Raw genomic sequence first — 24,524 nt, forward strand, 5'->3', positions numbered from 1 at the left:
GGGTATAAAAAGGGCAGTTCCGAAGAACCACCCAGATTAGTTAAGTTTGGTTTACCACAACAAAACTTCACTAATGGGTGAAATTAAAAAAATTCCCGGACAGCCGATACTTTCTCAGATTTTAGAGCTTATTCCCGGGCAACTTATTCATGCTGCCAACCGCAAACACAAAGCTAACCGATACTATAAAACCCTTTCCTTCCGGGTCCACCTGGTGAGTATGCTCTATGGGGTATTCAGCTACTGTAACGGGCTACGGGAGCTGTGTGAAGGGCTGCTCGCCTGTGAAGGTAAGCTCTCCCATTTAGGACTGGATAAGGCGCCCGCACGCAGTACTTTATCCGATGCCAACAGCAATCGCCACTATCAGGTCTTTGAAACGATTTACTACGGATTGCTCAGGCGGTACCATAGCTTTATCTCGGACAGCCGGTTAAAAGGATTGAGTATCAGAAATTTGAAAGTAATAGACAGTACTACGATTCAATTATTCAGTGAAATCCTTCGAGGTGTGGGCCGCAACCGGCTGGATGGTGCCCGAAAAAAGGAGGCATCAAAGTACATGCGCTCATGGATGCCTTCAGCGGGGTAACCGAGTTTATCCGGATTACAGAAGCCCGGGAGCATGACCGCAAGTTTCTCTACCACCTAAAACTGGTGCCCAACAGTTGGATTGTTTTTGATAAAGCGTACACTACCTACAACCAGTTCGCCAAATGGGCGGATCAGAAAATCTGGTTTGTAACCCGCGAGCGTGGCAATGCTGATTTTCATGTAACCAAGGTACTGGTGGATAAAACCCGGCAGCGAAAATCGAAGGGTGTATTAAAAGAACAACTGGTAACAGTGGGCGTAAAACAAAATGGCACTGTTGTTCAACGACTGAAGCTACGTAGGATAACCTATCTCTCTGAAGAAGGTAAAACCTATGTGTTCATCACCAATAATATTACACTGCCGGCCACTCAGATCGCAACGATTTACAAGAATCGCTGGATGATTGAATTACTGTTCAAGCAAATCAAGCAAAACTTTCCGTTGCGCTACTTCTGGGGTGAAAGCCCAAACGCAATTAAGATCCAGGTGTATTGTGTGCTGATCGCACAACTATTGATGGTGGTTATCCGGAAAAAAGCAGCTACAAAAAAATCCTTTGCGAATATGATAACCGTCATCCGGCTGCATTTAACCAGCTATGTGAATCTGCTGGAGTTCATAAAAGACACCTACAAAGCTTGGAGAAAAACACACAATGCATATTTTGCATTTACTACCTGACGGATACCCGGGGTACTACCCCTGAAAATGAAACAAGCAAATAATCAACTGAAACCAACGCTGGATCTACATTACAGCGCAGGAATTGCTGTTTTTAACCGGACAAGAATGATTTTTTATCAAATGGGATAGTGTTCGATGAAATCGATCATTATTTTTCTGAAGACAGGAACGCCTACCTGATACCCTACGATCCGAAGAAACATGAATTTAGGGAACTGGATTACGATAAGATCACTGAGTTCCCAAAAGACCTGATAGCGGTTCAGTTCCCGTTCCAGAAAGACCTTGATCCTATTGGGTGGAACAGGCACGGTGGCTGGGATATAAAAGACGATTTAAAAAAGATCGGCGTAAAATGCCATTTCACCGCCCAAACAATTCCGTGGCAGCAAACATACTTGCCGGAAATTATAAAGGAAAATCTGAAAAGGCAACAAAAGCAGGTGAAAAAAGAAAAGCCGGTGATCAAATCGCCAGTAAATAAATCGCAAAAAGGTAAAGGTCGAAAGATGTAGATCGACTAAAAAACTGCTGCTTATTGTACTTCATTTTCAAGTGTCAGGATTGTAGAATCCTGACACTTTTTTTATGCCCTGAAACCTCATTACAAAGCCACATACTGCCAAGTAATTCCACTGAAAGACACTTCATTAGAGTGCTTCGATTTCCATGACATTTTTGTTCCGAAGCCCGCATGAAGCGGGAAAGTAGTAACAAAATAATTCAGTTCAAACATGGAAAAGCAAAGAAAAAAGTGTGGCTGACAGGCGCTGCATTGCTGTCAGCATTTAGTGTATTCGCTCAAGGAAATGGAGGTGCGGGCATCAACGAGGCCACACAAATGGTGACCTCTTATTTTGACCCGGCTACCAAATTAATTTATGCCATTGGAGCCGTCGTTGGGTTAATCGGAGGTGTTAAGGTGTACAACAAATTCAGCAGTGGCGACCCTGACACGAGCAAGACAGCGGCAAGCTGGTTCGGTGCGTGCATCTTCCTTATTGTGGCTGCTACCATCCTTCGTTCATTCTTCCTTTAATCCGCCGCCCTATGAGTAATTACAATATCAATAAAGGCATCGGAAGAACAGTTGAGTTCAACGGATTGAAAGCGCAGTACCTGTTCATTTTTGCAGGTGGTTTGCTAGGTGTGCTGATCCTTGTGATGGTGATGTACATGGTTGGGGTGAACTCTTATATCTGCCTGGTCATTGGAGCCGGTGGTGCATCGCTCATTATCTGGCAAACATTTGCGCTCAATGGTAAGTACGGTGAACACGGATTAATGAAGCTCGGTGCAAGAAAAAGACACCCGAAGTTCATCGTCTGTCGTAAGCCTGTTCATCGCTACCTGAAGTTAACCCATAAATCCAGTGCCGTATGAGAAACACCGCAAAGACCACGACACTGGAAAACAAGTTTCCGCTGCTCGCAGTGGAGAACCATTGCATCATCTCCAAGGATGCAGATATAACGGCCTGTTTTCGGGTACATCTGCCGGAGCTGTTCACCGTAGCTGCACCGGAATACGATGCCATCCATTCGGCATGGCACAAGGCGATCAAAACATTGCCAGACTTTTCCATTATCCACAAGCAAGATTGGTATATCAGAGAGAACTACGATCCCGACATTGCGCAGGAGAACCAGAGCTTTCTTGCAAAATCTTATCAGCGCCATTTTAATGAGCGCCCGTTCCTGAACCATTATTGCTACCTCTTCCTGACCAAGACAACAAAGGAACGAATGCGGATGCAAAGCAATTTCAGTTCGCTTTGTAAAGGTGTTCTTATTCCCAAAGAAATCAGGGACAGGGAAACCGTTCGCCGTTTTATGGAGGCGGTAGCTCAGTTTGAGCGGATCGTGAACGATAGCGGGTTTGTGAAACTGGAACGCCTTAGCGAAGAAGACATCATGGGTACGCCGAAAAGCCTGGGATTACTGGAGCAATATCTTACCCTGTCAAGGGAAGCGGGAACAGCTATGCAGGATATCGGCCTGGGAAATGAGGAAGTACGCGTAGGCAATAAACGTTTAAGTCTGCATACCTTATCTGATACGGACGACCTTCCAGGAACGGTATCGGCAAATACCCGATACGAAAAACTTTCAACAGACAGGAGCGACTGCCTTTTATCCTTTGCATCGCCTGTAGGATTGCTGCTTAACTGCAATCACATTTATAATCAGTATCTGTTTTTAGATAACAGCGAAGAGAACCTGCGCAAGTTTGAAAAGTCCGCACGCAATATGCACTCCTTGGCAAGGTACAGTCGTGCCAACCAGATCAATAAAGAGTGGATCGAGCGTTATCTTAATGAAGCGCACAGCTTTGGGCTTTCCTCAATCCGGGCACACTTCAACGTGATGGCCTGGTCAGACGATCCGCATGAGCTGAAGCACCTGAAGAACGACACGGGCAGTGCACTGGCATTGATGGAATGCAAGCCACGGCACAACACCACAGATGTTGCCACGCTGTATTGGGCAGCGATGCCGGGAAATGCAGGCGACTTCCCCAGTGAAGAAAGTTTTTATACGTTCATTGAACCGGCATTGTGCTTCTTCACCGAAGAAACCAACTACCAGAGTTCACCCTCACCCTTCGGGATTAAGATGGCTGACAGGCTTACAGGCAAGCCTATTCATCTGGATATTTCAGATCTGCCCATGAAGCGCGGCATCATTACGAACCGCAATAAGTTCATATTAGGACCGTCGGGTTCAGGCAAGTCTTTTTTTACCAACCACATGGTACGGCAGTATTACGAACAGGGCGCTCACGTTCTGCTCGTGGATACCGGTAACAGTTATCAGGGCTTGTGCGAACTCATCAAAGGAAAAACCAAAGAACAAGACGGTGTGTATTTTACGTACACCGAGGATAACCCGATTGCTTTTAATCCCTTCTTCACGGACGATGGTGTGTTCGATATTGAAAAAAGGGAAAGCATCAAAACACTCATTCTTACCCTTTGGAAACGTGACGACGAACCTCCGAAACGCTCCGAAGAAGTAGCGTTGTCCAACGCTGTGAGCGGTTATATCGAACGCATCAAACAACATGAGGATTATCCTTCCTTTAACGGCTTCTATGAATATGTACAAAGCGACTACCGGGAAGTGCTGGAAGAAAAGAAAGTAAGGGAAAAAGACTTTGATCTTGCCAACTTCCTCAACGTGCTGGAACCGTATTACAAAGGTGGCGAGTATGATTACTTACTCAACTCCGATAAGCAACTCGACCTGCTCTCCAAGCGCTTTATAGTCTTTGAAATTGACGCGATCAAGGATCACAAAATTTTGTTCCCCATCGTAACGATCATCATAATGGAGGTCTTCATCAACAAGATGCGCAGGCTAAAAGGTGTGCGTAAACTCATTTTGATCGAAGAAGCGTGGAAGGCCATTGCGAAAGAGGGAATGGCGGAGTATATAAAATATTTATTCAAAACCGTCCGCAAATTTTTTGGCGAGGCTATCGTCGTGACACAAGAAGTAGATGATATTATCCAGTCTCCCATCGTAAAGGAAAGCATCATCAATAATAGCGACTGTAAAATTTTATTAGACCAGCGCAAATACATGAACAAATTCGATGACATCCAGGCAATGCTTGGCCTCACCGAAAAAGAAAAATCCCAGATCCTTTCGATCAATATGAACAATGATGCCAGCAGGCTTTACAAGGAAGTCTGGATCGGGCTGGGCGGCACGCACTCGGCTGTATATGCCACCGAAGTTAGCCTGGAAGAGTACCTGGCCTATACCACAGAGGAGTCGGAAAAAATGGAAGTGATGCAACTCGCCCATGAACTGGATGGCAATGTGGAAATGGCGATCAAACGCATTGCTCTTCAGAGGCGTGAAAAAGCGGATAACTATTAACCCATTTTAAAAAGCAGGAAAGATGGAAAAAGAAAAAATCACGCTGCCCATAGGGGGCAACAAGGCTTTAATATTTGAAGCCGATCCCGCAAATAAGGAGGAGCAGGATTTTGCAAAACTATGTAAGGATGTTGCGGCAACCAAGCCTCAAAGCCTACAGGATTTTTTTATCCGGCTCAATGATCTGCAACAGAAACAATCCACTGGAGTCGGCAGAAAAAAGGGCAGGAAGATATAATGCCTTCCACCTGAAGGAGACAAGCAAAATAATTATTAATCATTTTAAAAATTAAGAAACAATGGAAAAGATCATGTTAGTAGTGTGTACGGCAATCATGCTTGCCGTAGCACCTTGTGCAAAAGCGCAATGGGTCGTGACCGATCCCGGAAATCTTATATCCGGTATTCTCAATAGCGCCAATGAAATTGTACAGACCTCATCCACGGTGTCCAATGTGGTAAAGAACTTCAACGAGGTAAAAAAAGTGTATGACCAGGGCAAGGAATATTACGACAAACTCAAAGCCGTGAACAACCTTGTCAAAGATGCACGTAAGGTGCAGCAGATTGTTTTACTTGTAGGTAATGTTTCCGAAATGTATGTAAAGAATTTCGGAAAGATGATGAACGATCCCAATTTCACACCACAGGAGCTTTCGGCAATTGCCAACGGCTATTCCACATTGCTCAACGAAAGCACCGAACTGTTAAAGGAGTTGAAACAGATTGTTTCCTCCAACGGCCTCTCACTGAACGACAAGGAGCGCATGGACGTAATTGACCGTGTGTACAAAGAAGTAAAGGACTATCACAATCTTGTCCGCTACTATACCAACAAGAATATTTCTGTGAGTATTCTGCGGGCAAAAAAACAGAACAACACCAAAAGAGTGCTGGAACTGTATGGTACTGCTGAACAAAAATACTGGTAAGCTATGGAATGGGAAAATCTTCATCAACTCCTGCGCTCACTGTACGATGAGATGGTGCCATTATCGGCAGACATGGCGGCAGTGGCAAAAGGTATAGCCGGGTTAGGCGCGTTGTTCTATGTGGCTTTAAAGGTATGGCAAGCACTCAGTCGGGCAGAACCGATAGACGTGTTTCCTCTTTTAAGACCTTTTGCCATAGGGCTTTGCATAATGTTCTTCCCAACCATTGTGTTGGGGACTATCAATGCGGTATTAAGCCCGGTGGTGAAAGGCACAAATGCAATGCTGCAAAATCAGGTACTTGACCTGAACAAGCTGCAAGAACAAAAAGACCTGCTGGAAAGGGAGGCAATGCTTCGTAATCCCGAAACAGCCTATCTGGTATCGGACGAAGAGTTTGATAAAAAGCTGGACGAGCTGGGTTGGTCACCATCTGACCTGGTAACGATGTCGGGCATGTACATGGAAAGAGGAATGTACGATCTAAAGAAAAGTATCCGCGACTGGTTCCGGGAACTGCTTGAAATGCTTTTTCAGGCGGCGGCATTGGTCATTGACACGATACGAACGTTCTTCCTGATCGTGCTTTCAATACTGGGGCCGATAGCTTTTGCCATATCGGTGTGGGATGGCTTCCAATCCACTCTTACGCAATGGCTCACCCGATACATCAGCGTATATCTATGGTTGCCCATCGCCGATATGTTTAGCTCTATGCTCGCCAAAATCCAGTCGCTTATCCTGGAGCGGGATATCGAGATGCTGGCTGACCCCACCTACATACCTGATACTTCCAATACGGTGTATGTGATATTCATGTTGATTGGCATTGTGGGCTACTTCACCATTCCAACAGTAGCGGGTTGGGTAATCCAGGCAGGAGGCGCAGGGAACTTTATGCGCAATGTCAACCAGACCGCATCGAAAACAGGAAATATCGCAGGAGCCGGTACCGGAGCTGTGGCAGGCAATATCGGTGGCAGGCTATTGAACAAATAATAATCATTAATAGAAATGGAATTTAAGACTTTAAGAAACATCGAAAACAGTTTCAGGCAAATAAGGCTATATGCCATTGTATTTGCCGTACTCTGCATTAGCGTGGTGGGATATGCCGTTTGGCAATCCTACCGCTTTGCGGAGCAACAAAGGCAAAAAGTTTATGTGCTTGACAACGGCAAATCATTGATGCTGGCACTCTCACAGGACGCAAGTATTAACAGGCCGGTAGAAGCCCGTGAGCATGTACGTCGCTTTCATGAACTGTTCTTTACGCTGGCACCGGACAAAAATGCCATCGAAAGCAATATGAAACGGGCGTTCAACCTTGCCGACAAAAGCGCCTTTGACTATTACAAGGATCTTTCGGAAAAAGGTTACTACAACCGGATCATATCCGGCAACGTACAGCAACGCATCGAAGTGGACAGTGTAGTCTGCAATTTTGACAACTATCCCTATGCCGTAAGAACTTATGCCAAACAGTTTATCATCCGTTCAAGCAATGTAACAAGGCGCAGCCTGGCTACCTCCTGCTATCTGGTCAACTCTGTTCGATCTGACAACAACCCGCAGGGCTTCAATATCGAAAAGTTTGCTGTGTTGGAAAACAAAGACGTGGAGGTCGTAGACCGCTAAAATCAATATTATGGAAGCATTATCAGATTTGAACGCATTTGCGAAAATCCTTACTGACAAAGGATATGACGGTTATTTCCATACGCAGGGTGCGTATGCCGGAAAGCTGAAAGAAAGTATTGGCGAATACCTGAACAACTGCCGCAATGGTGCGGAGGGTGTACCTAAGCCTGTATTGTTGTTGACGGGATACCTGCAATGGTCGGGTGAAGACAAACCGCGAATTGAATGCAGCATGTGGGTAAAATACCAGAACGGCAAATTTAATCTCCAAAAAATGGAGGTCACGAAAAAAGATCGTTTTGGTCAACTGTTGAAAAAAACGGAATTAAATAACCTGTCTACGATTGGCGCACCAAGATCAAAAGAGTCTATTGCTATGGTCAGTGATGCCGCCATACAAAAAGTTGTTACCCGTACAGGGCGAAAGCTATAAAAATCCGCAACAATAATTATGGAATGAAAAATTTAAGAACAATCATCAATAACCGGATCGACAAGCTCGATGAACGGTGGCGTGCATTGCCCTGGAAAAAACAGCATCGATATATGTTGTTGCTCTTTGCCGGTTATGCGTTACTGTCTGTCATCGTCATCGTGAAAGTATGTTATGATGTTGGCAAACCCAATGAGGGAATGAACATTGAGCATATTGAGAACCCGGTTATCAAACAAAAAAAGTCCTCGGTTCCATCGCAGGACAGTATTTCAAAAATTCTTAAAAATAAAATGTATGAAAGATAACGAAAACAAAAGAGTGAGTTTTCTGGTCGAGGAAGATGAACAGAAAACCGGTACAGATGCACCCAATGAGGGTGTGCATAAAAAGGCAGAAAAACTTAAAAAGCCGGTCATTTTTATCCTGATGGGTATTGTGTTTTTCGGTTGCATGTACCTGATCTTTAAACCTTCTTCTGACAAGAAAAAAGTAGAAGATATCGGTTTGAACGATGCCGTGCCGCAAGCCACCGATGCAGGACTTCAATCTGATAAACAAAAGGCTTACGAACAGGAAATGCTCGAAAAGAAAATGCAGGAAAAACGTGATGCACTGACCTCGCTTTCTGACTACTGGAGCACTGACAGTGCAACTGATGAACAGATAGAACAGCCGGAGGAAGGCATTGGAGAAGATACTGGCTACGAAGATGGCAAAAGAAGGTCGGGTAATCCTGCCCTGAATAGTTACCGCAATGCGCAGAGTACCCTGAGCTCATTCTATCAGGATAACAACTACGAGACACAGGAACTGCGAAAGCAGGTCGAAGAACTGAAGGAACAACTGGCAGAAAAGAATGTACCTCCTACCTCTACGGTACAGGATCAACTGGCCCTGATGGAAAAATCTTACGAGATGGCTTCACGCTATCTGCCTTCAGGCATAAATAATCCTGCACAGTCAGCCAAAGGCGATTCCGCAACAGCGGTATCGTCCCAGGCCACGCAAAAGGAACACTTTGCGGCATTCACCCCGAGCCGAAAAAATGCTGTTTCCGCCCTTTACCGTGAACCGACCGACAGTGCTTTTCTTGCAAGCTGGAATCAAACACGGAACCGGAGTTTTTATACAGCGGGTGTTTCGGAGCAGGTGATACAGTCTAAAAACAGCATCAGGGCGGTGGTACAGGAAACACAGACCGTTACGGAGGACAGTGATGTGAAATTACGATTGTTGGAACCTGCCCATATCACAGATAGGATTATTCCGCAGGGAACTACCATAACAGCCAGAGCCAAGTTTGGGAGCAATCGCCTACAACTTAAAGTTACTTCTATTGAATTAGATGGCTATTTCATGCCTGTAGATATTACGGTATATGGTCTTGACGGGCAGCAAGGATTAAATGTACCATATTCTCCCGAAATGAACGCTTTAACGCAAATCGCCTCCAACATGAGCCAGACTTCAGGCACCAGCATTATGATGACTCGTTCGGCAGGACAGCAAATGGCGGGCGACTTGAGCCGTGGCGTGGTACAGGGCATATCCGGCTATTTCTCCAAAAAAGTGAAAACACCTAAAGTAACCGTCAAGGCAGGTCATCAACTGTTCCTTGTTTCAAAAAACTAATTGTTCAACACTAAATAAATAAGAAAGAAATGAAAATATTGTTTAAAAGTATATTGGCTTTGACCTGTATTGTCGCAGGCCATTTCCACTCGTATGCACAGCAGTCTGCAACTACTACAACCAAATTAAATATGGGTAAGGTGGAACCTTACCAGATGGAGGTTACCTATAACAAAACTTCTCACCTGATCTTCCCTGCGGCTATCCGATATGTGGACTTGGGTAGTGAGTATCTCATTGCCGGTAAAGCGGAGGATGCCGAAAATGTCTTACGTGTAAAAGCATCTGTGAGAGATTTTGATGAAGAAACTAATTTTTCGGTGATCACCGATGACGGTCGTTTTTACAACTTCAATGTTTTTTACAGTCCAAATCCCCCAACAATGAACTATGATCTTCTTACGATGCAGAAGATATCCAGCAGGGAAAATAGTAATGACGTGCTTTTTGAAGAACTTGGAAAGAACCCGCCTTCGCTTGCCGGACTGATATTAGAAACGATCTACAAAAAGAACAAAAGAATCGTTAAGCACATTGGCTCAAAAAGCTATGGCATCCAGTTTTTGTTAAAGGGCATATACGTTCATAACGGGAAGTTTTATTTCCATGCCGAATTGAGGAACAAAAGCAACGTTCCTTTCAATATTGACTTTGTGAACTTTAAGGTAGCTGATAAAAAAGTAGCCAGGCGCACGGTGGTACAGGAAAAACCGATGGTGCCGCTTCGGTTGTACAAACCACTGGATGAAATCGCGGGTAACACCGTTGAGCAAAACGTATTCCTGCTGGACCAATTTACCATTGCCGATGATAAGGTATTGATTATCGAAATCTTTGAAAAGAACGGCGGCAGGCAGCAAACCTTACAGGTAGAAAATTCCGACCTCGTAAACGCGAAGCAAATAAAGGATATGCACCTAAAGATTAATTAATCCAAACAGAAAGAACAATGAGAATATACATTTTTGCCGTAATGCTTTCGATGTTAAGCATTACGGCTGTACAGGCACAGCGTATGCTCCCCAAACAAAAGGGGTGGAAATAAACGCAGGTTTATTGTCCAAAGAAGTAAGCGACAATTATTATCTCAATATCATGCTTACTGTAAACGGAAAGAATGGCAATTACTGGCTGTGGGGTGCGGAGTACACACATCAGGTTGCCGATTACAGGGATTTGCAGTTACCATTGGAAGCCTATACGGGCGAGGTGGGTTACAGTCTTCAGTTATTGGGCGATGCAAGAAAGACCATCACGTTGAATGCAGGACTTACAGCCATTGCAGGCTATGAAACCATCAACCGTAGTAAGGCAATGCTTTATGACGGTTCAGTAATTCTCGATAAAAACAACTTTATCTATGGAGCTGGAGGGCGGTTGTCTTTTGAAACCTATCTGTCCGACAGGTTTGTCCTACTCCTGCAAGGTCGTACCAAAGTATTTTGGGGTACGGATTTAAAACAGTTTCGTCCATCGGCAGGTGTTGGACTAAGGTTTAACTTTTAAAAAGAACAAACAATGAAACGATTATTGAATAAAAGCAAATTTCTGTGGATGCTTGTCCTGGTCTTTACAAGTGCCATCATGTTATCATCCTGTGATAAGGACGAATTGGAGATACAACAAAATTACCCGTTTGAAGTTAAAGTGATGCCTGTTCCCACAGACATGGCGAACGGACAGACCGTTGAAATAAGGATTACCATACAGCGTGCGGGCAACTTCAGTGACGCCCAGTATTACATCCGATACTTCCAGTTCGAAGGCATAGGAGCCTTACGATACTATAATGAAACGCCATACCTGCCCAATGATCTCTACCCATTACCGCAGACACAGTTCAGGTTATATTATACATCGGCTTCTGCGGTGTCGCAATCCTTTGATATTTGGATTTCTGACAATTTCGGTAATGAAAAGCAGGCGAGCTTTCAATTCAATAGTAGCGACTAAAATTGAGGGGTATAAAAATCGAACAAAAGTCCCCGAAGTATTTTATGATCGAGGACTTTTGCTGTTTGCGGCCTTTTGTCACTTGATTTTTCGCAGGAACCGCACCGGCAGAAGGTCTTGTAATGGAATACATTTGGAATAGAAAATGGCGATTAATTTTCTTAAATTTATACTTGTGAAATTGTAAAGATTAAGAATATGGTTGCATCATTGGTATTGGGTATTATAGCGCTGGTGTTGGGCTTAGTTCTGCGATATTGGATTAATCGGCGGAAATTTTACCGGCGCAGTCCTACCGGCGCTGAGGGCTTTTCATCTTATGAGAAGTCGGTTGCCATTAAGTTTATTGAACGGGTTGGCAAATGGATAGCTTATGCCCTGATTATTTTTGGGTTATTATTTTTATGGAGCTATTCAAGGCAGAAAAAGGCAAAAGAAAAAGCATCTCAAAACGTAGAAACACAAAATTCTCGGTAAGCATACGATAACAAATCTTAAAGTAAATCGGATACCTTGAAAGGGTATCCGATTTTTTTTTGCTTATAGAACTGTAAATGTAAACAGTGGCGCATCTGAATGCTGCTTTTTTACACATCGAGGCAATTGTGTGCACTCCAAAGATGCATCATTTTAAAAATAAAGAGGAGTTTGGTATCTTTGCAGAAATATATTGAAAATCTTAAAGTGTTTTTGCTTTAAGTCTCGATACTGAAAACTGGTAATTTTTATATCTCCGAGACAATAAGTAAGAACGCTCATGCTATGGCGTGGGCGCTCGCTTATTCGGAGACAGGCATACCAGTGCCCCAGTATCGGTAAGTGTGGTTGCCTGCGCTTTTTTTTGTACAGTGCTCCACTAAACCCAAAAAACAAGAATATGGACACTGGCAGCAAAAACTATCCCGCCCTGAACATTCCCGACTCTGAGCTATCTGCTTTTACAGTGTGTATTGACCTTTTTATCATCTCCCTCAAAAATGGCGAATTGATCCGGTTTACGCCCGATGATGTCGGGCGATTTTACGACTGGTTAATCTCTCATAGCGTGAGGGATATACGAACGACCGATTTACTCAATGATGCTGCTAAAAATGAAGAGATGTCTTAACTCAAATAAAAATGGAAAACTATGAGCGAACAAAAAATAATAAAAATAGCTATTATAGATGACCACGATCTACTCAGGGAGAGTATCTGCCAGTTTCTCAAAGATCATGGTCTTGAAACTGTGTTTGAAGCCGAAAACGGCCAGTTGGCATTGATAAAAATGGAAGCCTGTGAACGGCTCCCCGATCTGTGTATTGTTGATGTCAATATGCCGGTTATGGATGGATTTGAGACGGTCAAATCACTACGGGCAAAATATCCATTACTGAAATTTTTGGCGTTCAGTGTAAACGATGATGAAGATGATGTGGTGCAAATGCTTCGCAATGGGGCCGACGGATATATCCTGAAAGGCGCAGATCCCCAGGAACTGGCAAAGGCAATCCGCGTCATCTGCGATGGGGGACGTTATTTCAGTGCTGGTATATGCGAAGTGGCAAAGGATTATTTTAAACTTCGATTACAATCTTAGGTTTCTTTGCTACTTTCTTTTTCGCCATCTCACCAAAGAAAGTAGCCTGGTCGTCGGCAATAACAGCGGCGTTCTTTTGCTTCTTTTCTTTGGTCGCTTATGGGGAAAGAAAAGAAGTCTGCCAGAATAAAGAAAGGGATAACGAATATCCCACAAACATTACGCAACCTGTTTTTGTAAAATGTTCAAAGAGATATTGTGCATTGGGGACATTTTACCAAAGGGGTTGCTCCGCTTTACAGCAAAAAGACTGCCCCGCCCATCGGAAGGGAGTGTCTTTTTGCCCGCCCCGATAGCCATCGGGGACGGGTCAGGTTATGGGGATGGGCTGTGTGCGGAACTCCCCGATATTATGAAAAAATCCCCTGTATGGTGTTAAACCTTTACGGAACAGGTTCCATAACAAGGAACATCCCATTTGAGCAAGCGAGCCGTTTATGTACAAATCCTGCCTTTCCAATGCTTCCGCCAACGAACAGCTTGGCGTGTCGTCCTGCTCTTCGGCTTGCTTCAGTAGGTCGCCAAATTCTTCGGTAACAAAAGGCATGAGGGCTGCTGTTTCATATCGCTCGGACTTGGGTTGCCGTATCTCCCTGATAGTGGATAGTATGACCTGTCCAGTATAAAGGGTATTACCAAAGTCAAGCCAATAGCTTGGATGGTTTGTATAATACCTGCCGCTGTTCATTTTTTTCAATATATCGGCTATTTCAAATCTTGCTGCTACGCTATCAACGCAGGTAATAAAAATATTCGCCTCTGCATGTTCGGGTAACCTACCTAAACTGTCTCTTTCAAATTTTCGATTTTCTGCTTTCCAGTTTGTACCCTCGCAACGGTTTGCCCGATTTATCAGGGCTACGGATTTATACAGTCCTGTTTCGCATTCCGAAAAACGCTGTCGTCCCAAATTGGCTTCTGTTACAATATCGTCATCCCATAAACGAACTTGCAACCCTGCATGTCCCAAAGCTATAAGGCTGTGGTTCATCTCCAACAGGGCTGTCAGCACTTTGGAGCCTGTGCCACCTGCACCGATAAGGTTTACCGTTACGGGATTGGTGGCATTGATTAAATCGCTGTCCGTAAAATGGACTTTTATTTTATCTGTATTCATTGTAAAAAATCGTTTAAGGTTATGTTACTCTTTTTCAGTACCTCTTTGGGAAATACATCTCCAGTTGCGATAAGCTGCTCCCAAAGGCTTACACAATTGCCGTTAATCGGATTGTAGTCCTGCATTAGATGGCTGAAATAGGAATTAAAAAAGTAGCCTTCCCACGCGGTGATAAATTCATCCAGTGATGCGGTTTTCTTAATACGCACATCCACCGTCCCCATACATACATTTCCTTCTTCGTACACGTTAAAAAATGGCGCATTATAAAGCGTTGTACGTGTGGTAGGTCTGCGGTTGGATGCCAATGCAAAAACATACAGGCTGTTTCTGTCTGCCACCCACAGCATCGGCGGTACATGGGCGGTTCCTTTGGGAATACCCAACTTTTCGGTAAAGTATAGTTCCCTTTTCATGGTTTTGGTAAACCATATCGCCATGCCTTTCTGCGGGTCAAGGTGTAAAACGTGGTTACCCAAAATGCCGTTAACTTTCAGGCAGGGTTCTTTTTCTTCCTTTGCCGTCTTCAATGCTTTTGCCAGTTGGTTTGCTTCTCTTACCGTCAATGGATGGGCATTGATGGGCGTACCATTACTGTCCATGTCGAAGTATTCCACATAGGTATCTGTGTTGGTTCCTTTCGTTTGATAAAATACCAAAGCCTTTTGGGGGTGGTAAAGTGTTCCGAAGTTTGCTGTTATATCGTTCATCGTTCCTGTTTTTAAATGTTGCTTAGTAGGTATGCCAGTTCCTCCATTAAGATGAACAAGCGGTTTTCAAAATCGAGATTGTTGCCCGCTATGTCGTTTCCGTCAAAGCGCTTAATAATAATAGGTTCCTCCATTTGCCCGTATTCCTGTAAATCCGTATTTACGCATTGTTCGAGGTTTTCATTTAACCAGCCTTTTCCATCGGCACAAAATGAAACGTACTTATCCATTGGAATGACGTTTTCCATGTCGTCTTCCTCCGCTTCGCCATTGGGTCGGGCATTGCGAAATACATTTTCATGAGGGTATCTTTGATATAGTTCAAACGCTTCCTGGGCAAGTTTCAAGCAATCGAGGTCTAAGGCATCTGCGGTTTTAAACCGTGCAAGACGTTGCTCGAAAAATGTAAGGTTGGCACGGTGGAAAATTTTCTGTTCCATGCGGTCGCCAATCCATTCAGCCTGTTCTAACTCACTTAGGTAGATGCTCGTTTCGTCCGTATATTCATCACTTACTATCCATTCCTTCAACATCTCGTACTGCCAGTACAGGAAGCTGTTTTCCTGCCTGTAATACGGTATGTCCGCTACATGGTACAGGTAAGTACATACCGATAACAAAAGCTGTGCGGTATATTTCCTTTTTGGTTTTTTGAGCATTCGGTACAAAGGCACTACGGGAATATAGAACAATGTAGCACCTGTATTGTATCGTTCCTCGCTCGTGAAATATGTTTTCCTGCTATCCTGTAGGAGTTTAATTTCTTCCCAATCCCTTACGTTTCTGCCCAAACGTTCCTGCGTGTCCCATAATGCCAATGCGATATTGTACGGATAGCCATAAGACTGCGTTTGCATGGGCTGTATGGCGTAATGCTCGGCAAGTTGGGAAAGGGACTTATAAAAATCCCTCTCCGTTTTTGCAGATTTCCCACAAGCCTGTATGGTTTCCGTTTCTTTCAGCTTTGGCAGGAAGGAACATTTTAGAAAACCATTGGCAACATGGCTATTGGTACGGACTGTCGCTTGTCCTTTTGTATCTCTGCTGTATCCTTTGGACGGTTCATCCAGTTTGCGAACTCGCTCAACTGGCGGTGCAACCGTCTTTGCTTTGGCTCTTTGGGTAGGCGTATCATACCCGATATGATATGTTGTTGCATAAGTCATCGTTTTACTATTTTTTGGATTAACCTTTTGTTCCCATTACGCTCTCAAAACGGTACTGCACCGTATCTTCCCTGATAGCAGGTGCGGATATTTTTGCAGTGGTGAGTATCGGGTAGGTATTGGAATAGAAATTTAATACCGCCTGTACGCTCCATTGGGGTTCGGGGTCTGTCAACCTGATTTCCTGCCCCTTGTCTTCAAATAGGAATATGCGTTCTAACTGTGTTGCTAATAACATGATTGCTGATTTTTGGCGTTGAACAATTTGTTTTACTCTGCTTGCCCGAATAGGCTCGGTGATGCGAACTTGTCGGACAATTGCGATTTACGTTTGCGTATTGCCTCGGCGTGTTCGGGGTATTCGGTCGGGTCGGGTACTTTCATCCATGCTTCACGGTGTTTGCCCTCTATTTCCAGTTCATCCGCTTTTGTCATTGCTTCTTTGTACTTCTTGTCCCTTGCTTCCTTTTCCCTGCGCTCTTTGTCTGCTTTTTCCTTCTCCATCGCAGATTGCTTCTGCGCTTCCTCCAATTGCTTTAAAAAGGCTTCCATGTTCACCATTAAGCCCGAAGCCTTTTCAATAGGTGCGGTTATACGCTCAAAATATCCCTCGTCCAGTTCTTCTGCCGTTCCCTTTAGATTGAGCGGAACTATGGTGTGCTTTGCATCGTCTCCGCAATGCTCATTGTTTAACTGTGTGGTAACAATAAGGGTATTATCTACACCCTTTGAAATGATCAGATGCAAATCACCTGTGATTTCCATCTGCGCTATCTGATTGAAAAAATTTGCGTTCATTGCTTGGTATTTTGAATGTTGTACAATTTGATTTTATTTACCCCCGATAGTTTTTAAATAGCTATCATACCTTTCGGTGATTTCCTTGCCTTTTCGGAAAGTATCCGTTTGGTAGTTATAATGTTCCTCAAACATTCTTACTTCCTTTTTGGTAAGGTCTATGGTATAGCGGTATGTTGCATTTACACGCCCTTCATCCATTGTGCAATGCTCTGAAAGCAATTGGAGTTCTTTGTCGCTGTCTTCGAGTAATAACAGGGGGGCAAATAGATTTTCAACAATATATCCGTGTTCAGGTGCGCTGCTGCTGTCTGCAACGCAGATAATTGATGTGCTGTTGCTTAATCTGATATGAAGATTGGAACGTGTCATGTGTTTGCGTTTTTAATTTTGATAATTAGAACTCTGCCTTGCGTTAAAGCATTTCGCCACCGTATTTTTTTATGTTCGCCTCTCTTACGGCTTCAACGTTTGGCAGTACGTACAGGGTTATATAAGTTTCAGGGGGTGTTCCTTTTTGTCTTTCCCTTCTGATCAGGTCTTTGTCGGCATTTACCTCGTACCACCTTAAATGGTGGATGGCAGGGTTTCTAAATATTGTTGTTAAATAGAGGTCGTCCCGTTGCTCGTCATTGGCTATGCCTATGGAAACAGCATCCCTGTTGTCCTTAATTTCCGCTATGGCCTGCTTTAGCTGTTCTTTGGTGTGATGCGGTTCAGGAAACAGCACAAAGGCAGCACCGTTTATTGATATAATGTTCTCAGTAAACATGATACCATTGGTTGTATATTCTGTCATTGCTGTATTTTTTAAAATGTTACTAATTATGAATTGTTTCCGTTACTCTGCTGCGGTATAAACTCCATTTTCATAGTAGCCTATAAGCCGCTCCCAAAGCCTTATTAAGCTGTCCGTATCTATATAGAAATACTTGGTTCTATTACAGTAAATGATATATATAGCATTGTCCTTGTATTGCGCTTCAAGGTTCTTTTCTTTAGCCAGACTTTTTGCTTCGTCTATTGATTTCGCTTTCATATCTCACTGTTTTATATTGTTACCAACCTTTTTTATTTTCACAATGGCTCTTTGGGGGCATCTTTCTGCTGCCATTATCTGTTCGATTACTCCTTGTTCTCCGTTCATTGATACAACCCTAATTCGAATTTTGCCATTGTCGTGTTTTACGGTTGCTATAAAGGTTTCGAGTACCATGTCTGTAAGTTTTTTAAGGGCGACCACCTTTTCAGGCGGTCGCCCGTGGTTACTTAATTGAGTTCAAAAGCGTCTGCCCCGATTTTCTCGAATGAGGTACACAGTTCAAAGGCTTTTTGGGTCTTTAACTGTGCAGTACCGCCCAATACAATGCTCTGTAATTTGGCTTCGCTGTCTTTGTAGTTCCTTACGTTCTGATAGTAGCCTGTCACGGCATTGTACGCTCCGAACAAAGTACCTTTGGTGGTTTCCATCTGCTGTGTATCGCTTATCATTGCATAGGCAAAGGCATCATCAACGGTATTTTTGAACACAGTGGAAACTTCTTCCTCTGCACCTTTTTTGAGCAGGTCTAGGGTTTCCTTGTTGGGGCAAAGTGCAAGCTGTATCAGTTTCTTTACTTCGCTATCCGTTACCCTTACTTTTGTCCAGTTGTTGAAAATGTCCTGTAACTGGTTGCTGAGGGTGTTTGCCAGTCCCATAACCTTGTGCGCATCCTCTAAGCGTTGTTTAGCGCCTGATGTATGCTTAATACGTACCACGTTGCTCATGTTGCGAAGCGAAGCGTTAAGGGTATTTTGGCAAACGATACGGATGGGCGTAAACGCTGCCGTAATACTTCCGCTTCCATCGTGGGAGGTTGTCAGGAAGATGTATTTTTCTGTAATATCATCACCGTTGCCAACTCGTATATAGTCGGGCAGTTTTGCCGTAATAAATATGCGCTCACCGTTGCCCAATGCACCTGCTGTTTCATACAGGATGCCGTCCCCACCGCCTACAATGGCATCAAAGAAATTGAACGCTTCGCGGTTCTGCACGATATGGTAATCCTTGCCTACAACGCCTAACACTGCATTGTTGTCGCTTCGTATGTTGGCAAAGTAGTTGGGAACGTCCAGTTCGCCGTATCCTACTTCGATACCCTGTGAAGTTTCTATGATGTTTGAGCTTTTGGTGAACAGCGGACTTTTGATGACTTCGTAATCAAGCCCTGCATATCGGATTGCCTCTTCACTTGTGGGATAGTCCTGTACGATCTGCCCCAAGCCGTGCCATGCTTTTTCCTGAACGCTGAAGAAACTGTATTTACCTGTTCTGCTGTTGAAATTGAGATTATGTGCCATGATGTTTTAAATTTTGAATTGTTAAAAAAATGATTGATTGCTGTTTAAAATGGTAGGTCGTCTTCCTGTGTATTGCCTGTGTTCAGTTCCGTAGTAGCCTGTGGCGTTTCGCTTCTTCTACCTCCTGCAAGCGGTTTGATGTTGGAGGTATGGAAGTTTAGCCCTGCTTTTGGCTCTCCGTCCTTGCTTACCCACGCCCTTGTACTTACCCTGCCTGTGAGTTCCACCAGTAGCCCTTTGGTGAGCATCTTCACCACGTTCGGGGTTATCCAGTATGAGCAGTCGAAGAAGGCGGTTTGCTCAACTCGCTCGCCCTGTTTGTTCTTGTAGCTGTCGTTTACCGCTACGGAAAAGTTTACTACCTGTTTGCCGTTTGACGTTGTGCGTACTTCCGCATCCCTTGTCAGTCTTCCAGTGATGTTCATGATTGTTGATTTTTAGCGTTATTGAATTTGTTCTTGTCTGATTTTTTTTGATTTATTCGGCAATGAGAGGAGGTGCTGTTTCGTTTCACTTTGTTGCCGTTTCCAATGCTGTATTTTTTCACTTCTGACATTTTTTTTATTCGTGTAAAGAGCCGGAGTATGCTATGTTTCGTTTCACGAGCAGGAAAGGTTAGTGTTTAGGAGGCACAAGGTTTTGGGAAAAAATACTACCCAAGGGGTGGAGATTTTTTTCCAAACTTGCACGACCTTTTGCCCCCGTTAAGAACACGGTCATACCTTTGCTCTTGAAACGAAACAAAAACAGCATACTGGCTCTTGAATAAAAAAATCCGTGGAAGCAGTGAAAAAGGCATTAGGAAACGGCCTGGAGTGTATCAAAACAACACAACCAATTCGTTAAATTTTCTAACCCTTTTTTTAAAGTTTGTGGCTGTAAAAGCCACACAACAGAGGGGAGATATTTGAAAATGAAGGAGCGTTTTTATAGAAAGGTATTATCGCTTCAAAATGGAAAATATGGAATGATGGGTAGTTGTTGCAATCGTATGCTGCTTTCCCTGGTTTTAATGAAGAAGTCTCGCAATTGATCGTGAAATTGATTTCAATTCTTTGTAAAGGAATAGGAAAGACAATAAGGCTAAAATCTGAACGCAGGCAACAAACCATAAAATGAGGGTAATGCTTATTTGATATAAATACCCAATTGAAGTGCTTCCTAAGAACCAGGCTAATCCATAAAACCGCGTTTTACAGTTCTATGAGGCGTCCCGGATAGCCAAATACTTCCACTCAATGCCACATTTGAAAAACCGCCACAACTCTTTGATAATTTAAACCTTCCATAATTGTCAAGAGTAGTGAATAAGATGAATAACAGTTTCTCAAATAGCAAGGTGACACCTGAAAAACTCATTAAAATGTTTAATGGAGAGGCTAAGGGAATGAGCAGTGAGGATGCAGCAAAGCTGTTGTTGTTTTTAAAGAAACTGGCCAGGATTGTGGTCGTAAAATATTTAGAGAGATGAAAAAGGAAAGGGAACCTATCGCTGATCTATATATCCGCGTGAGCACCGATGAGCAGGCGGACAAAGGTTATTCGCAAAGAAACCAGGAGGAAATGTTACGGAAATATTGTGACAACCATTCTATCGAGATCCGTAATATTATTTATGAAGATCATTCCGCAAAATCTTTCAACAGGCCGGAATGGAAGAAATTAATTCAGCAACTTAAAAAGCATAGAAATCGGATAGACCTGATCTTGTTCACAAAATGGGACCGATTCAGCCGCAATGCCGGCGATGCCTACCAAATGATAAATGTGCTGCGTGACCTCAACGTTGAGCCGCAGGCTATTGAGCAGCCTTTAGATTTATCTATACCGGAGAATAAAATGATGCTGGCATTCTATCTTACCGCACCTGAAGTTGAAAATGACCGCCGTGCCCTCAACGTTTTTTACGGAATGAGACGGGCAAAGAAGGAAGGTCGTTATATGGGACTTGCTCCGGTGGGTTATAAGAACAAAGTTGATGAGACAGGCAATAAATACATCGCTCCAAAACAACCTGACGCATCAATTCTTTTATGGGCTTTTGAACATATAGGCAAAGGGGCTTTCAATACTGCACAGATTTGGAAAAAGGCAAAAGATAAAGGTCTCAGATGTAGCAAAAATGCCTTTTGGCAATTGATCAGGAATCAGTTGTACTGTGGAAAGATTTTTATTCCCAGGTTTAAGGATGAGGAAAGTTATTTTGTACAGGGGCAACACGAGGCTATTATTACAGAAGAATTGTTTGATCGTGTGCAGGACGTTTTGGACGGTCGTGGTAGAAAATACAGACCAAAGATTGAGACGCAGCGGGAATTTCCCCTGAAAGGCTTTCTTATATGCCCCGAATGCGGAAAGCTGCTTACAGCAAGTAAATCAAGAGGAAGAAGTCGGCATTATACTTACTACCATTGTTACCGAGGATGTTCACATCGGATTAATTCTGAAAAAATAACAAAGGCTTTCGACGATGAGCTGAAAAGATACGTACCCCAAAAAGACATATTGGATATTTATCAAAGGATAGTGTGCGAAACTTATTACGAAATGACAAATGATATTCAGGTCTCAAAAAAACAGGTTTTGGGCCAGATAAATGAATATGAAAAAAGAATGTCCCACATCAGAGACCTTCTTGCAACGGATAAGATAGAGGCATCGGATTACAACGATTTTAAAGCTCAATACAGTTCCACGATCGAGCAGTTAAATATAAAACTCGATGGCCTTAACGCAAAAGTTCCTTGTCTGGACGGGCTTCTTTCATCGGGACTGGAGAACCTCATGAGGTTGGATAAGATATTAAGAGAAGGGAATAATGAAGATGTACGAGCCATCGTAAACATGATATACCCTGATAAACTAACCTTTAATGGGAATGTTTTTTCAGTGGGAAAAGTAAACGTAGCATTGAGTTATAGTTATCATCTTAGATAATGTGTAAGGTCAGGATCTTCCAAAAGAACCTCAACAGTTTTATCTTTTTGCTTTCATCATTTAGAGCATCCTGGAAGGGATGCTTTTTTTGTGGCCAAACACGCTCTCACTAACCTTCCTGGCTTTCAAAACCCACTATGGGTAATCCTTGCCTTCTAATATTACAGCTAAACAACTATTTCTGTCGGCCAAATAACGTAAATTAGTGCCAAACAAAGACACTAAGATATGGAGAGAAGTATAAGAAAGCGAGCGGTGTCCTATTTGCGGGCTGCGAAAATCGAAATGGGAAATTTCGATTCGCTTATTCGACAAAAGGCGACTATTAAAGAGTATTGTTTGAAGAACAATATTGAGTTAGTAAATGTCTTTTGGGATGTTTCATCCGGAAATAATTTCAATCGAAAAGGCTGGAAGGAATTGGAGGTTTATCTAAGCAACAATCTTGGAAGAGCCCAACTTCTGATAAGTGTAGATTCATCTCGCATAGGAAGGAATTATGCGTTGTTTGCAACAGAGCAAGAACGTTTCAAAGGGCTATACGATGTGGATTTTTGTTTCTGCGCTGACAGGAGTAAACTTCAAGATTTGACAACTGAACAATTATTTGGTAGGTTATTTAGCCAACCGATAAAGGGCAATTAAATTATAGATCATGGTAAATATTGCTGATTTATACATTCGGGTAAGTACCGACGAGCAAGCCGATAAGGGGTACTCCCAGAGAAACCAGGAAGAGATGCTGCGCAAATATTGTGAGAGCCATTCCATCATGATTCGTAACGTTATATACGAGGATCATTCTGCAAAGTCTTTCAACAGGCCACAATGGAAAAGTTTGATACAAGGTCTGAAAAAGAAAAAAAGCAATGTTAATCTGATATTGTTCACTAAATGGGATCGGTTCAGTCGTAATGCTGGTGATGCTTATCAGATGATTAACGTGCTGCGTGGATTTGGCGTGGAACCACAGGCGATAGAGCAACCATTAGATCTTTCCATACCGGAAAACAAAATGATGCTGGCATTCTACCTTGCCGCCCCGGAAGTGGAGAACGACAGGCGTGCCTTGAATGTTTTCTTTGGCATGAGAAGGGCGCGTAAAGAGGGGCGCTATATGGGTCTTGCACCCGTTGCTTACATTAATAAGACAGAGGAAAACGGGAAAAAATATATTGCCCCACTGGAACCTGATGCGTCGATACTACGATGGGCCTTTGAAGAAATAGCAAAGGGTATCTTCAATACGGAGCAGATATGGAAGCGGGCTAAAGAAAAAGGGTTGAAATGTAGCAAAAATGCTTTTTGGCAGGTAATACGAAACCCTCTTTACTGTGGTAAGATTTTCATCCCTCAATTCAAGGATGAAGAAAGTCGTTTTGTAAAAGGACAACATAAAGCCATTATATCGGAGGAACTATATTATGAGGTGCAGGATATCCTTGATGGCCGAGGAAGAAGCTACCGTCCAAAGGTCAAAACCCTTGATGAGTTTCCAATGCGCGGATTTTTGATCTGTCCTGAATGTGAAAAATTATTAACAGGAAGCAAGTCTAAAGGCCGTACAAAATACTATTCCTATTATCACTGTGTTGGCGCGTGTAAGCATAGAACAAATGCAGAAATAGTGAACGAAGCTATTTTGAAAGATCTTGCGAGCTTCGTTCCTGAAATTGGTGACATGGCATTTTATCAGGAATTGATCATCAAGGAGTACCTTAATAAGACGAATGAAGTTCAATTTGAAAAGAAAGAAATTCTGCTTCAAATAAAGGATTTTGAAGATAGACTTTCACACACAAGGGACCTCCTTGCAACACGTCAAATAGACGCCGATGACTATCGTGATATGAAATCACAGTACAGTGCAAAAATATCAATGCTGGAGTCACAATTGACACGAATGAATAATGATGCTGATAATGTTCAAATCCTTATAAAACGAGGGGTTAAAAGGGTATTTGAAATAAAGGAAGCGCTAAAAGACGGATGTTTATCCGAGATAAGAAAAGATGTTGGTTCAATTTACCCTGAAAAAATCGTTTTTGAGGAAAGCAAAGTTCGAACCGCCCGGCGTAACGATTTCATTCAATACATCAATCTGATTAATAA

The 24,524-nt window shown here is 43.1% G+C and carries 32 protein-coding genes and 1 pseudogene; 22 read left to right on the forward strand and 11 right to left on the reverse strand.

Annotated features, from left to right (window positions below; genetic code table 11):
* Window positions 1-73: 73 nt before the first annotated feature.
* The 19 genes from WJU16_RS03475 (at window position 74) to WJU16_RS03565 (ending at window position 13,341) form a co-directional block, all read left to right on the forward strand.
* Complete coding sequence (locus WJU16_RS03475; RefSeq protein ID WP_341836934.1) at window positions 74-592, forward strand: DUF4372 domain-containing protein; 519 nt, start codon at window positions 74-76, stop codon at window positions 590-592.
* A complete protein-coding gene (locus WJU16_RS03480) occupies window positions 571-1,278 on the forward strand; it encodes an IS4 family transposase (protein WP_341836935.1) in 708 nt (235 codons plus the stop codon). Before WJU16_RS03475 ends, WJU16_RS03480 begins: the two co-directional genes overlap by 22 nt.
* Before the next feature lie 131 nt (window positions 1,279-1,409).
* A complete protein-coding gene (locus tag WJU16_RS03485; protein ID WP_341836936.1) occupies window positions 1,410-1,796 on the forward strand; it encodes a hypothetical protein in 387 nt (128 codons plus the stop codon).
* A gap of 179 nt (window positions 1,797-1,975) precedes the next feature.
* Window positions 1,976-2,320 carry a DUF4134 domain-containing protein gene (locus WJU16_RS03490; RefSeq protein ID WP_341836937.1) on the forward strand — a complete coding sequence of 115 codons (345 nt, stop codon included), beginning with the start codon at window positions 1,976-1,978 and terminating at the stop codon, window positions 2,318-2,320.
* 11 nt (window positions 2,321-2,331) lie between these two features.
* Window positions 2,332-2,664 (forward strand): DUF4133 domain-containing protein, encoded by a 333-nt coding sequence (locus WJU16_RS03495; protein WP_341836938.1) that lies wholly within the window; start codon window positions 2,332-2,334, stop codon window positions 2,662-2,664.
* Window positions 2,661-5,168, forward strand: a complete 2,508-nt coding sequence (locus WJU16_RS03500) for a TraG family conjugative transposon ATPase (RefSeq protein WP_341836939.1) — start codon at window positions 2,661-2,663, stop codon at window positions 5,166-5,168. The genes WJU16_RS03495 and WJU16_RS03500 overlap by 4 nt, the downstream gene beginning before the upstream one ends.
* A gap of 22 nt (window positions 5,169-5,190) precedes the next feature.
* On the forward strand, window positions 5,191-5,406 hold the full coding sequence (locus WJU16_RS03505) for a hypothetical protein (protein WP_341836940.1): 216 nt from the start codon (window positions 5,191-5,193) through the stop codon (window positions 5,404-5,406).
* Window positions 5,407-5,467: 61 nt separating this feature from the next.
* Window positions 5,468-6,100: a DUF4141 domain-containing protein gene (locus WJU16_RS03510; protein ID WP_341836941.1), complete on the forward strand. Its 633-nt coding sequence runs from the start codon at window positions 5,468-5,470 to the stop codon at window positions 6,098-6,100.
* A 3-nt stretch (window positions 6,101-6,103) separates the two neighbouring features.
* Window positions 6,104-7,099 carry a conjugative transposon protein TraJ gene (traJ, locus tag WJU16_RS03515; protein ID WP_298939000.1) on the forward strand — a complete coding sequence of 332 codons (996 nt, stop codon included), beginning with the start codon at window positions 6,104-6,106 and terminating at the stop codon, window positions 7,097-7,099.
* 15 nt (window positions 7,100-7,114) lie between these two features.
* Window positions 7,115-7,738, forward strand: a complete 624-nt coding sequence (gene traK / locus WJU16_RS03520; protein ID WP_341836942.1) for a conjugative transposon protein TraK — start codon at window positions 7,115-7,117, stop codon at window positions 7,736-7,738.
* Window positions 7,739-7,748: 10 nt separating this feature from the next.
* Window positions 7,749-8,174, forward strand: coding sequence for a hypothetical protein (locus tag WJU16_RS03525; protein WP_341836943.1), 426 nt, complete (start codon window positions 7,749-7,751; stop codon window positions 8,172-8,174).
* A 23-nt stretch (window positions 8,175-8,197) separates the two neighbouring features.
* Window positions 8,198-8,482: a nitrogen regulatory IIA protein gene (locus tag WJU16_RS03530; RefSeq protein WP_341836944.1), complete on the forward strand. Its 285-nt coding sequence runs from the start codon at window positions 8,198-8,200 to the stop codon at window positions 8,480-8,482.
* Window positions 8,472-9,809 carry a conjugative transposon protein TraM gene (traM, locus tag WJU16_RS03535; protein WP_341836945.1) on the forward strand — a complete coding sequence of 446 codons (1,338 nt, stop codon included), beginning with the start codon at window positions 8,472-8,474 and terminating at the stop codon, window positions 9,807-9,809. The genes WJU16_RS03530 and traM overlap by 11 nt, the downstream gene beginning before the upstream one ends.
* A 29-nt stretch (window positions 9,810-9,838) precedes the next feature.
* Window positions 9,839-10,741 (forward strand): conjugative transposon protein TraN, encoded by a 903-nt coding sequence (traN, locus tag WJU16_RS03540; RefSeq protein ID WP_341836946.1) that lies wholly within the window; start codon window positions 9,839-9,841, stop codon window positions 10,739-10,741.
* A gap of 103 nt (window positions 10,742-10,844) precedes the next feature.
* The gene (locus tag WJU16_RS03545) at window positions 10,845-11,315 is read left to right on the forward strand and encodes a conjugal transfer protein TraO (protein WP_341836947.1); all 471 of its coding nucleotides are present in this window, start codon (window positions 10,845-10,847) and stop codon (window positions 11,313-11,315) included.
* 12 nt (window positions 11,316-11,327) lie between these two features.
* Window positions 11,328-11,762 (forward strand): DUF3872 domain-containing protein, encoded by a 435-nt coding sequence (locus WJU16_RS03550; RefSeq protein ID WP_341836948.1) that lies wholly within the window; start codon window positions 11,328-11,330, stop codon window positions 11,760-11,762.
* Between the two features lie 198 nt (window positions 11,763-11,960).
* A complete protein-coding gene (locus tag WJU16_RS03555) occupies window positions 11,961-12,239 on the forward strand; it encodes a molybdenum ABC transporter permease (protein ID WP_298938992.1) in 279 nt (92 codons plus the stop codon).
* 400 nt (window positions 12,240-12,639) lie between these two features.
* Window positions 12,640-12,870, forward strand: coding sequence for a hypothetical protein (locus WJU16_RS03560; protein ID WP_341836949.1), 231 nt, complete (start codon window positions 12,640-12,642; stop codon window positions 12,868-12,870).
* Window positions 12,871-12,891: 21 nt separating this feature from the next.
* Entirely contained in the window at window positions 12,892-13,341 is a 450-nt protein-coding gene (locus tag WJU16_RS03565; protein WP_341836950.1) for a response regulator transcription factor, read from the forward strand.
* A 310-nt stretch (window positions 13,342-13,651) separates the two neighbouring features.
* On the opposite strand, the gene WJU16_RS03570 is transcribed toward WJU16_RS03565, so the two are convergent.
* The 11 genes from WJU16_RS03570 to WJU16_RS03620 are packed head-to-tail and all read right to left on the reverse strand — an operon-like array spanning window position 13,652 to window position 19,900.
* Window positions 13,652-14,458 (reverse strand): PRTRC system ThiF family protein, encoded by an 807-nt coding sequence (locus tag WJU16_RS03570; RefSeq protein ID WP_341836951.1) that lies wholly within the window; start codon window positions 14,456-14,458, stop codon window positions 13,652-13,654.
* A complete protein-coding gene (locus tag WJU16_RS03575; protein WP_341836952.1) occupies window positions 14,455-15,168 on the reverse strand; it encodes a PRTRC system protein B in 714 nt (237 codons plus the stop codon). Before WJU16_RS03575 ends, WJU16_RS03570 begins: the two co-directional genes overlap by 4 nt.
* 11 nt (window positions 15,169-15,179) lie before the next feature.
* Window positions 15,180-16,334 carry a hypothetical protein gene (locus WJU16_RS03580; RefSeq protein WP_341836953.1) on the reverse strand — a complete coding sequence of 385 codons (1,155 nt, stop codon included), beginning with the start codon at window positions 16,332-16,334 and terminating at the stop codon, window positions 15,180-15,182.
* Between the two features lie 19 nt (window positions 16,335-16,353).
* On the reverse strand, window positions 16,354-16,572 hold the full coding sequence (locus tag WJU16_RS03585) for a PRTRC system protein C (protein WP_326991489.1): 219 nt from the start codon (window positions 16,570-16,572) through the stop codon (window positions 16,354-16,356).
* 32 nt (window positions 16,573-16,604) lie between these two features.
* The gene (locus WJU16_RS03590) at window positions 16,605-17,132 is read right to left on the reverse strand and encodes a PRTRC system protein E (protein ID WP_341836954.1); all 528 of its coding nucleotides are present in this window, start codon (window positions 17,130-17,132) and stop codon (window positions 16,605-16,607) included.
* Window positions 17,133-17,165: 33 nt separating this feature from the next.
* Window positions 17,166-17,504: a penicillin-binding protein gene (locus tag WJU16_RS03595; protein ID WP_341836955.1), complete on the reverse strand. Its 339-nt coding sequence runs from the start codon at window positions 17,502-17,504 to the stop codon at window positions 17,166-17,168.
* A gap of 43 nt (window positions 17,505-17,547) precedes the next feature.
* Entirely contained in the window at window positions 17,548-17,931 is a 384-nt protein-coding gene (locus WJU16_RS03600; protein ID WP_341836956.1) for a hypothetical protein, read from the reverse strand.
* A 42-nt stretch (window positions 17,932-17,973) separates the two neighbouring features.
* On the reverse strand, window positions 17,974-18,171 hold the full coding sequence (locus tag WJU16_RS03605) for a hypothetical protein (protein ID WP_341836957.1): 198 nt from the start codon (window positions 18,169-18,171) through the stop codon (window positions 17,974-17,976).
* Between the two features lie 3 nt (window positions 18,172-18,174).
* Window positions 18,175-18,348, reverse strand: coding sequence for a hypothetical protein (locus tag WJU16_RS03610; protein WP_341836958.1), 174 nt, complete (start codon window positions 18,346-18,348; stop codon window positions 18,175-18,177).
* 53 nt (window positions 18,349-18,401) lie between these two features.
* A complete protein-coding gene (locus WJU16_RS03615; protein WP_341836959.1) occupies window positions 18,402-19,475 on the reverse strand; it encodes a DUF932 domain-containing protein in 1,074 nt (357 codons plus the stop codon).
* A gap of 44 nt (window positions 19,476-19,519) precedes the next feature.
* The gene (locus WJU16_RS03620) at window positions 19,520-19,900 is read right to left on the reverse strand and encodes a single-stranded DNA-binding protein (RefSeq protein WP_341836960.1); all 381 of its coding nucleotides are present in this window, start codon (window positions 19,898-19,900) and stop codon (window positions 19,520-19,522) included.
* 1,042 nt (window positions 19,901-20,942) lie between these two features.
* Here WJU16_RS03620 and WJU16_RS03625 point away from each other — a divergent pair.
* The 3 genes and pseudogenes from WJU16_RS03625 to WJU16_RS26005 form a co-directional block, all read left to right on the forward strand.
* Window positions 20,943-22,412 (forward strand): recombinase family protein, encoded by a 1,470-nt coding sequence (locus tag WJU16_RS03625; RefSeq protein ID WP_341836961.1) that lies wholly within the window; start codon window positions 20,943-20,945, stop codon window positions 22,410-22,412.
* A gap of 228 nt (window positions 22,413-22,640) precedes the next feature.
* Window positions 22,641-23,057: a recombinase family protein gene (locus WJU16_RS03630; RefSeq protein ID WP_341836962.1), complete on the forward strand. Its 417-nt coding sequence runs from the start codon at window positions 22,641-22,643 to the stop codon at window positions 23,055-23,057.
* A gap of 10 nt (window positions 23,058-23,067) precedes the next feature.
* A pseudogene (locus WJU16_RS26005) lies at window positions 23,068-23,853 on the forward strand (recombinase family protein); the annotation flags it as partial.
* Window positions 23,854-24,524: the final 671 nt, after the last annotated feature.

The sequence above is a fragment of the Chitinophaga pollutisoli genome (assembly GCF_038396755.1).
Classification (GTDB): Bacteria; Bacteroidota; Bacteroidia; order Chitinophagales; family Chitinophagaceae; genus Chitinophaga; species Chitinophaga pollutisoli.

Coding starts and splice junctions, on each gene's coding strand:
- WJU16_RS03575 (WP_341836952.1), bottom strand. CDS start 15,168: ATGAACGATATAACAGCAAACTTCGGAACACTTTACCACCCCCAAAAG.
- WJU16_RS03550 (WP_341836948.1), top strand. CDS start 11,328: ATGAAACGATTATTGAATAAAAGCAAATTTCTGTGGATGCTTGTCCTG.
- WJU16_RS03580 (WP_341836953.1), bottom strand. CDS start 16,334: ATGACTTATGCAACAACATATCATATCGGGTATGATACGCCTACCCAA.
- WJU16_RS03600 (WP_341836956.1), bottom strand. CDS start 17,931: ATGACAGAATATACAACCAATGGTATCATGTTTACTGAGAACATTATA.
- WJU16_RS03525 (WP_341836943.1), top strand. CDS start 7,749: ATGGAAGCATTATCAGATTTGAACGCATTTGCGAAAATCCTTACTGAC.
- WJU16_RS03560 (WP_341836949.1), top strand. CDS start 12,640: ATGGACACTGGCAGCAAAAACTATCCCGCCCTGAACATTCCCGACTCT.
- WJU16_RS03615 (WP_341836959.1), bottom strand. CDS start 19,475: ATGGCACATAATCTCAATTTCAACAGCAGAACAGGTAAATACAGTTTC.
- WJU16_RS03570 (WP_341836951.1), bottom strand. CDS start 14,458: ATGAATACAGATAAAATAAAAGTCCATTTTACGGACAGCGATTTAATC.
- traK (WP_341836942.1), top strand. CDS start 7,115: ATGGAATTTAAGACTTTAAGAAACATCGAAAACAGTTTCAGGCAAATA.
- WJU16_RS03590 (WP_341836954.1), bottom strand. CDS start 17,132: ATGAACGCAAATTTTTTCAATCAGATAGCGCAGATGGAAATCACAGGT.
- traJ (WP_298939000.1), top strand. CDS start 6,104: ATGGAATGGGAAAATCTTCATCAACTCCTGCGCTCACTGTACGATGAG.
- traN (WP_341836946.1), top strand. CDS start 9,839: ATGAAAATATTGTTTAAAAGTATATTGGCTTTGACCTGTATTGTCGCA.
- WJU16_RS03565 (WP_341836950.1), top strand. CDS start 12,892: ATGAGCGAACAAAAAATAATAAAAATAGCTATTATAGATGACCACGAT.
- WJU16_RS03480 (WP_341836935.1), top strand. CDS start 571: ATGGATGCCTTCAGCGGGGTAACCGAGTTTATCCGGATTACAGAAGCC.
- traM (WP_341836945.1), top strand. CDS start 8,472: ATGAAAGATAACGAAAACAAAAGAGTGAGTTTTCTGGTCGAGGAAGAT.
- WJU16_RS03585 (WP_326991489.1), bottom strand. CDS start 16,572: ATGTTATTAGCAACACAGTTAGAACGCATATTCCTATTTGAAGACAAG.
- WJU16_RS03595 (WP_341836955.1), bottom strand. CDS start 17,504: ATGACACGTTCCAATCTTCATATCAGATTAAGCAACAGCACATCAATT.
- WJU16_RS03530 (WP_341836944.1), top strand. CDS start 8,198: ATGAAAAATTTAAGAACAATCATCAATAACCGGATCGACAAGCTCGAT.
- WJU16_RS03500 (WP_341836939.1), top strand. CDS start 2,661: ATGAGAAACACCGCAAAGACCACGACACTGGAAAACAAGTTTCCGCTG.
- WJU16_RS03490 (WP_341836937.1), top strand. CDS start 1,976: ATGAAGCGGGAAAGTAGTAACAAAATAATTCAGTTCAAACATGGAAAA.
- WJU16_RS03505 (WP_341836940.1), top strand. CDS start 5,191: ATGGAAAAAGAAAAAATCACGCTGCCCATAGGGGGCAACAAGGCTTTA.
- WJU16_RS03495 (WP_341836938.1), top strand. CDS start 2,332: ATGAGTAATTACAATATCAATAAAGGCATCGGAAGAACAGTTGAGTTC.
- WJU16_RS03625 (WP_341836961.1), top strand. CDS start 20,943: ATGAAAAAGGAAAGGGAACCTATCGCTGATCTATATATCCGCGTGAGC.
- WJU16_RS03605 (WP_341836957.1), bottom strand. CDS start 18,171: ATGAAAGCGAAATCAATAGACGAAGCAAAAAGTCTGGCTAAAGAAAAG.
- WJU16_RS03510 (WP_341836941.1), top strand. CDS start 5,468: ATGGAAAAGATCATGTTAGTAGTGTGTACGGCAATCATGCTTGCCGTA.
- WJU16_RS03610 (WP_341836958.1), bottom strand. CDS start 18,348: ATGGTACTCGAAACCTTTATAGCAACCGTAAAACACGACAATGGCAAA.
- WJU16_RS03620 (WP_341836960.1), bottom strand. CDS start 19,900: ATGAACATCACTGGAAGACTGACAAGGGATGCGGAAGTACGCACAACG.
- WJU16_RS03555 (WP_298938992.1), top strand. CDS start 11,961: ATGGTTGCATCATTGGTATTGGGTATTATAGCGCTGGTGTTGGGCTTA.
- WJU16_RS03475 (WP_341836934.1), top strand. CDS start 74: ATGGGTGAAATTAAAAAAATTCCCGGACAGCCGATACTTTCTCAGATT.
- WJU16_RS03630 (WP_341836962.1), top strand. CDS start 22,641: ATGGAGAGAAGTATAAGAAAGCGAGCGGTGTCCTATTTGCGGGCTGCG.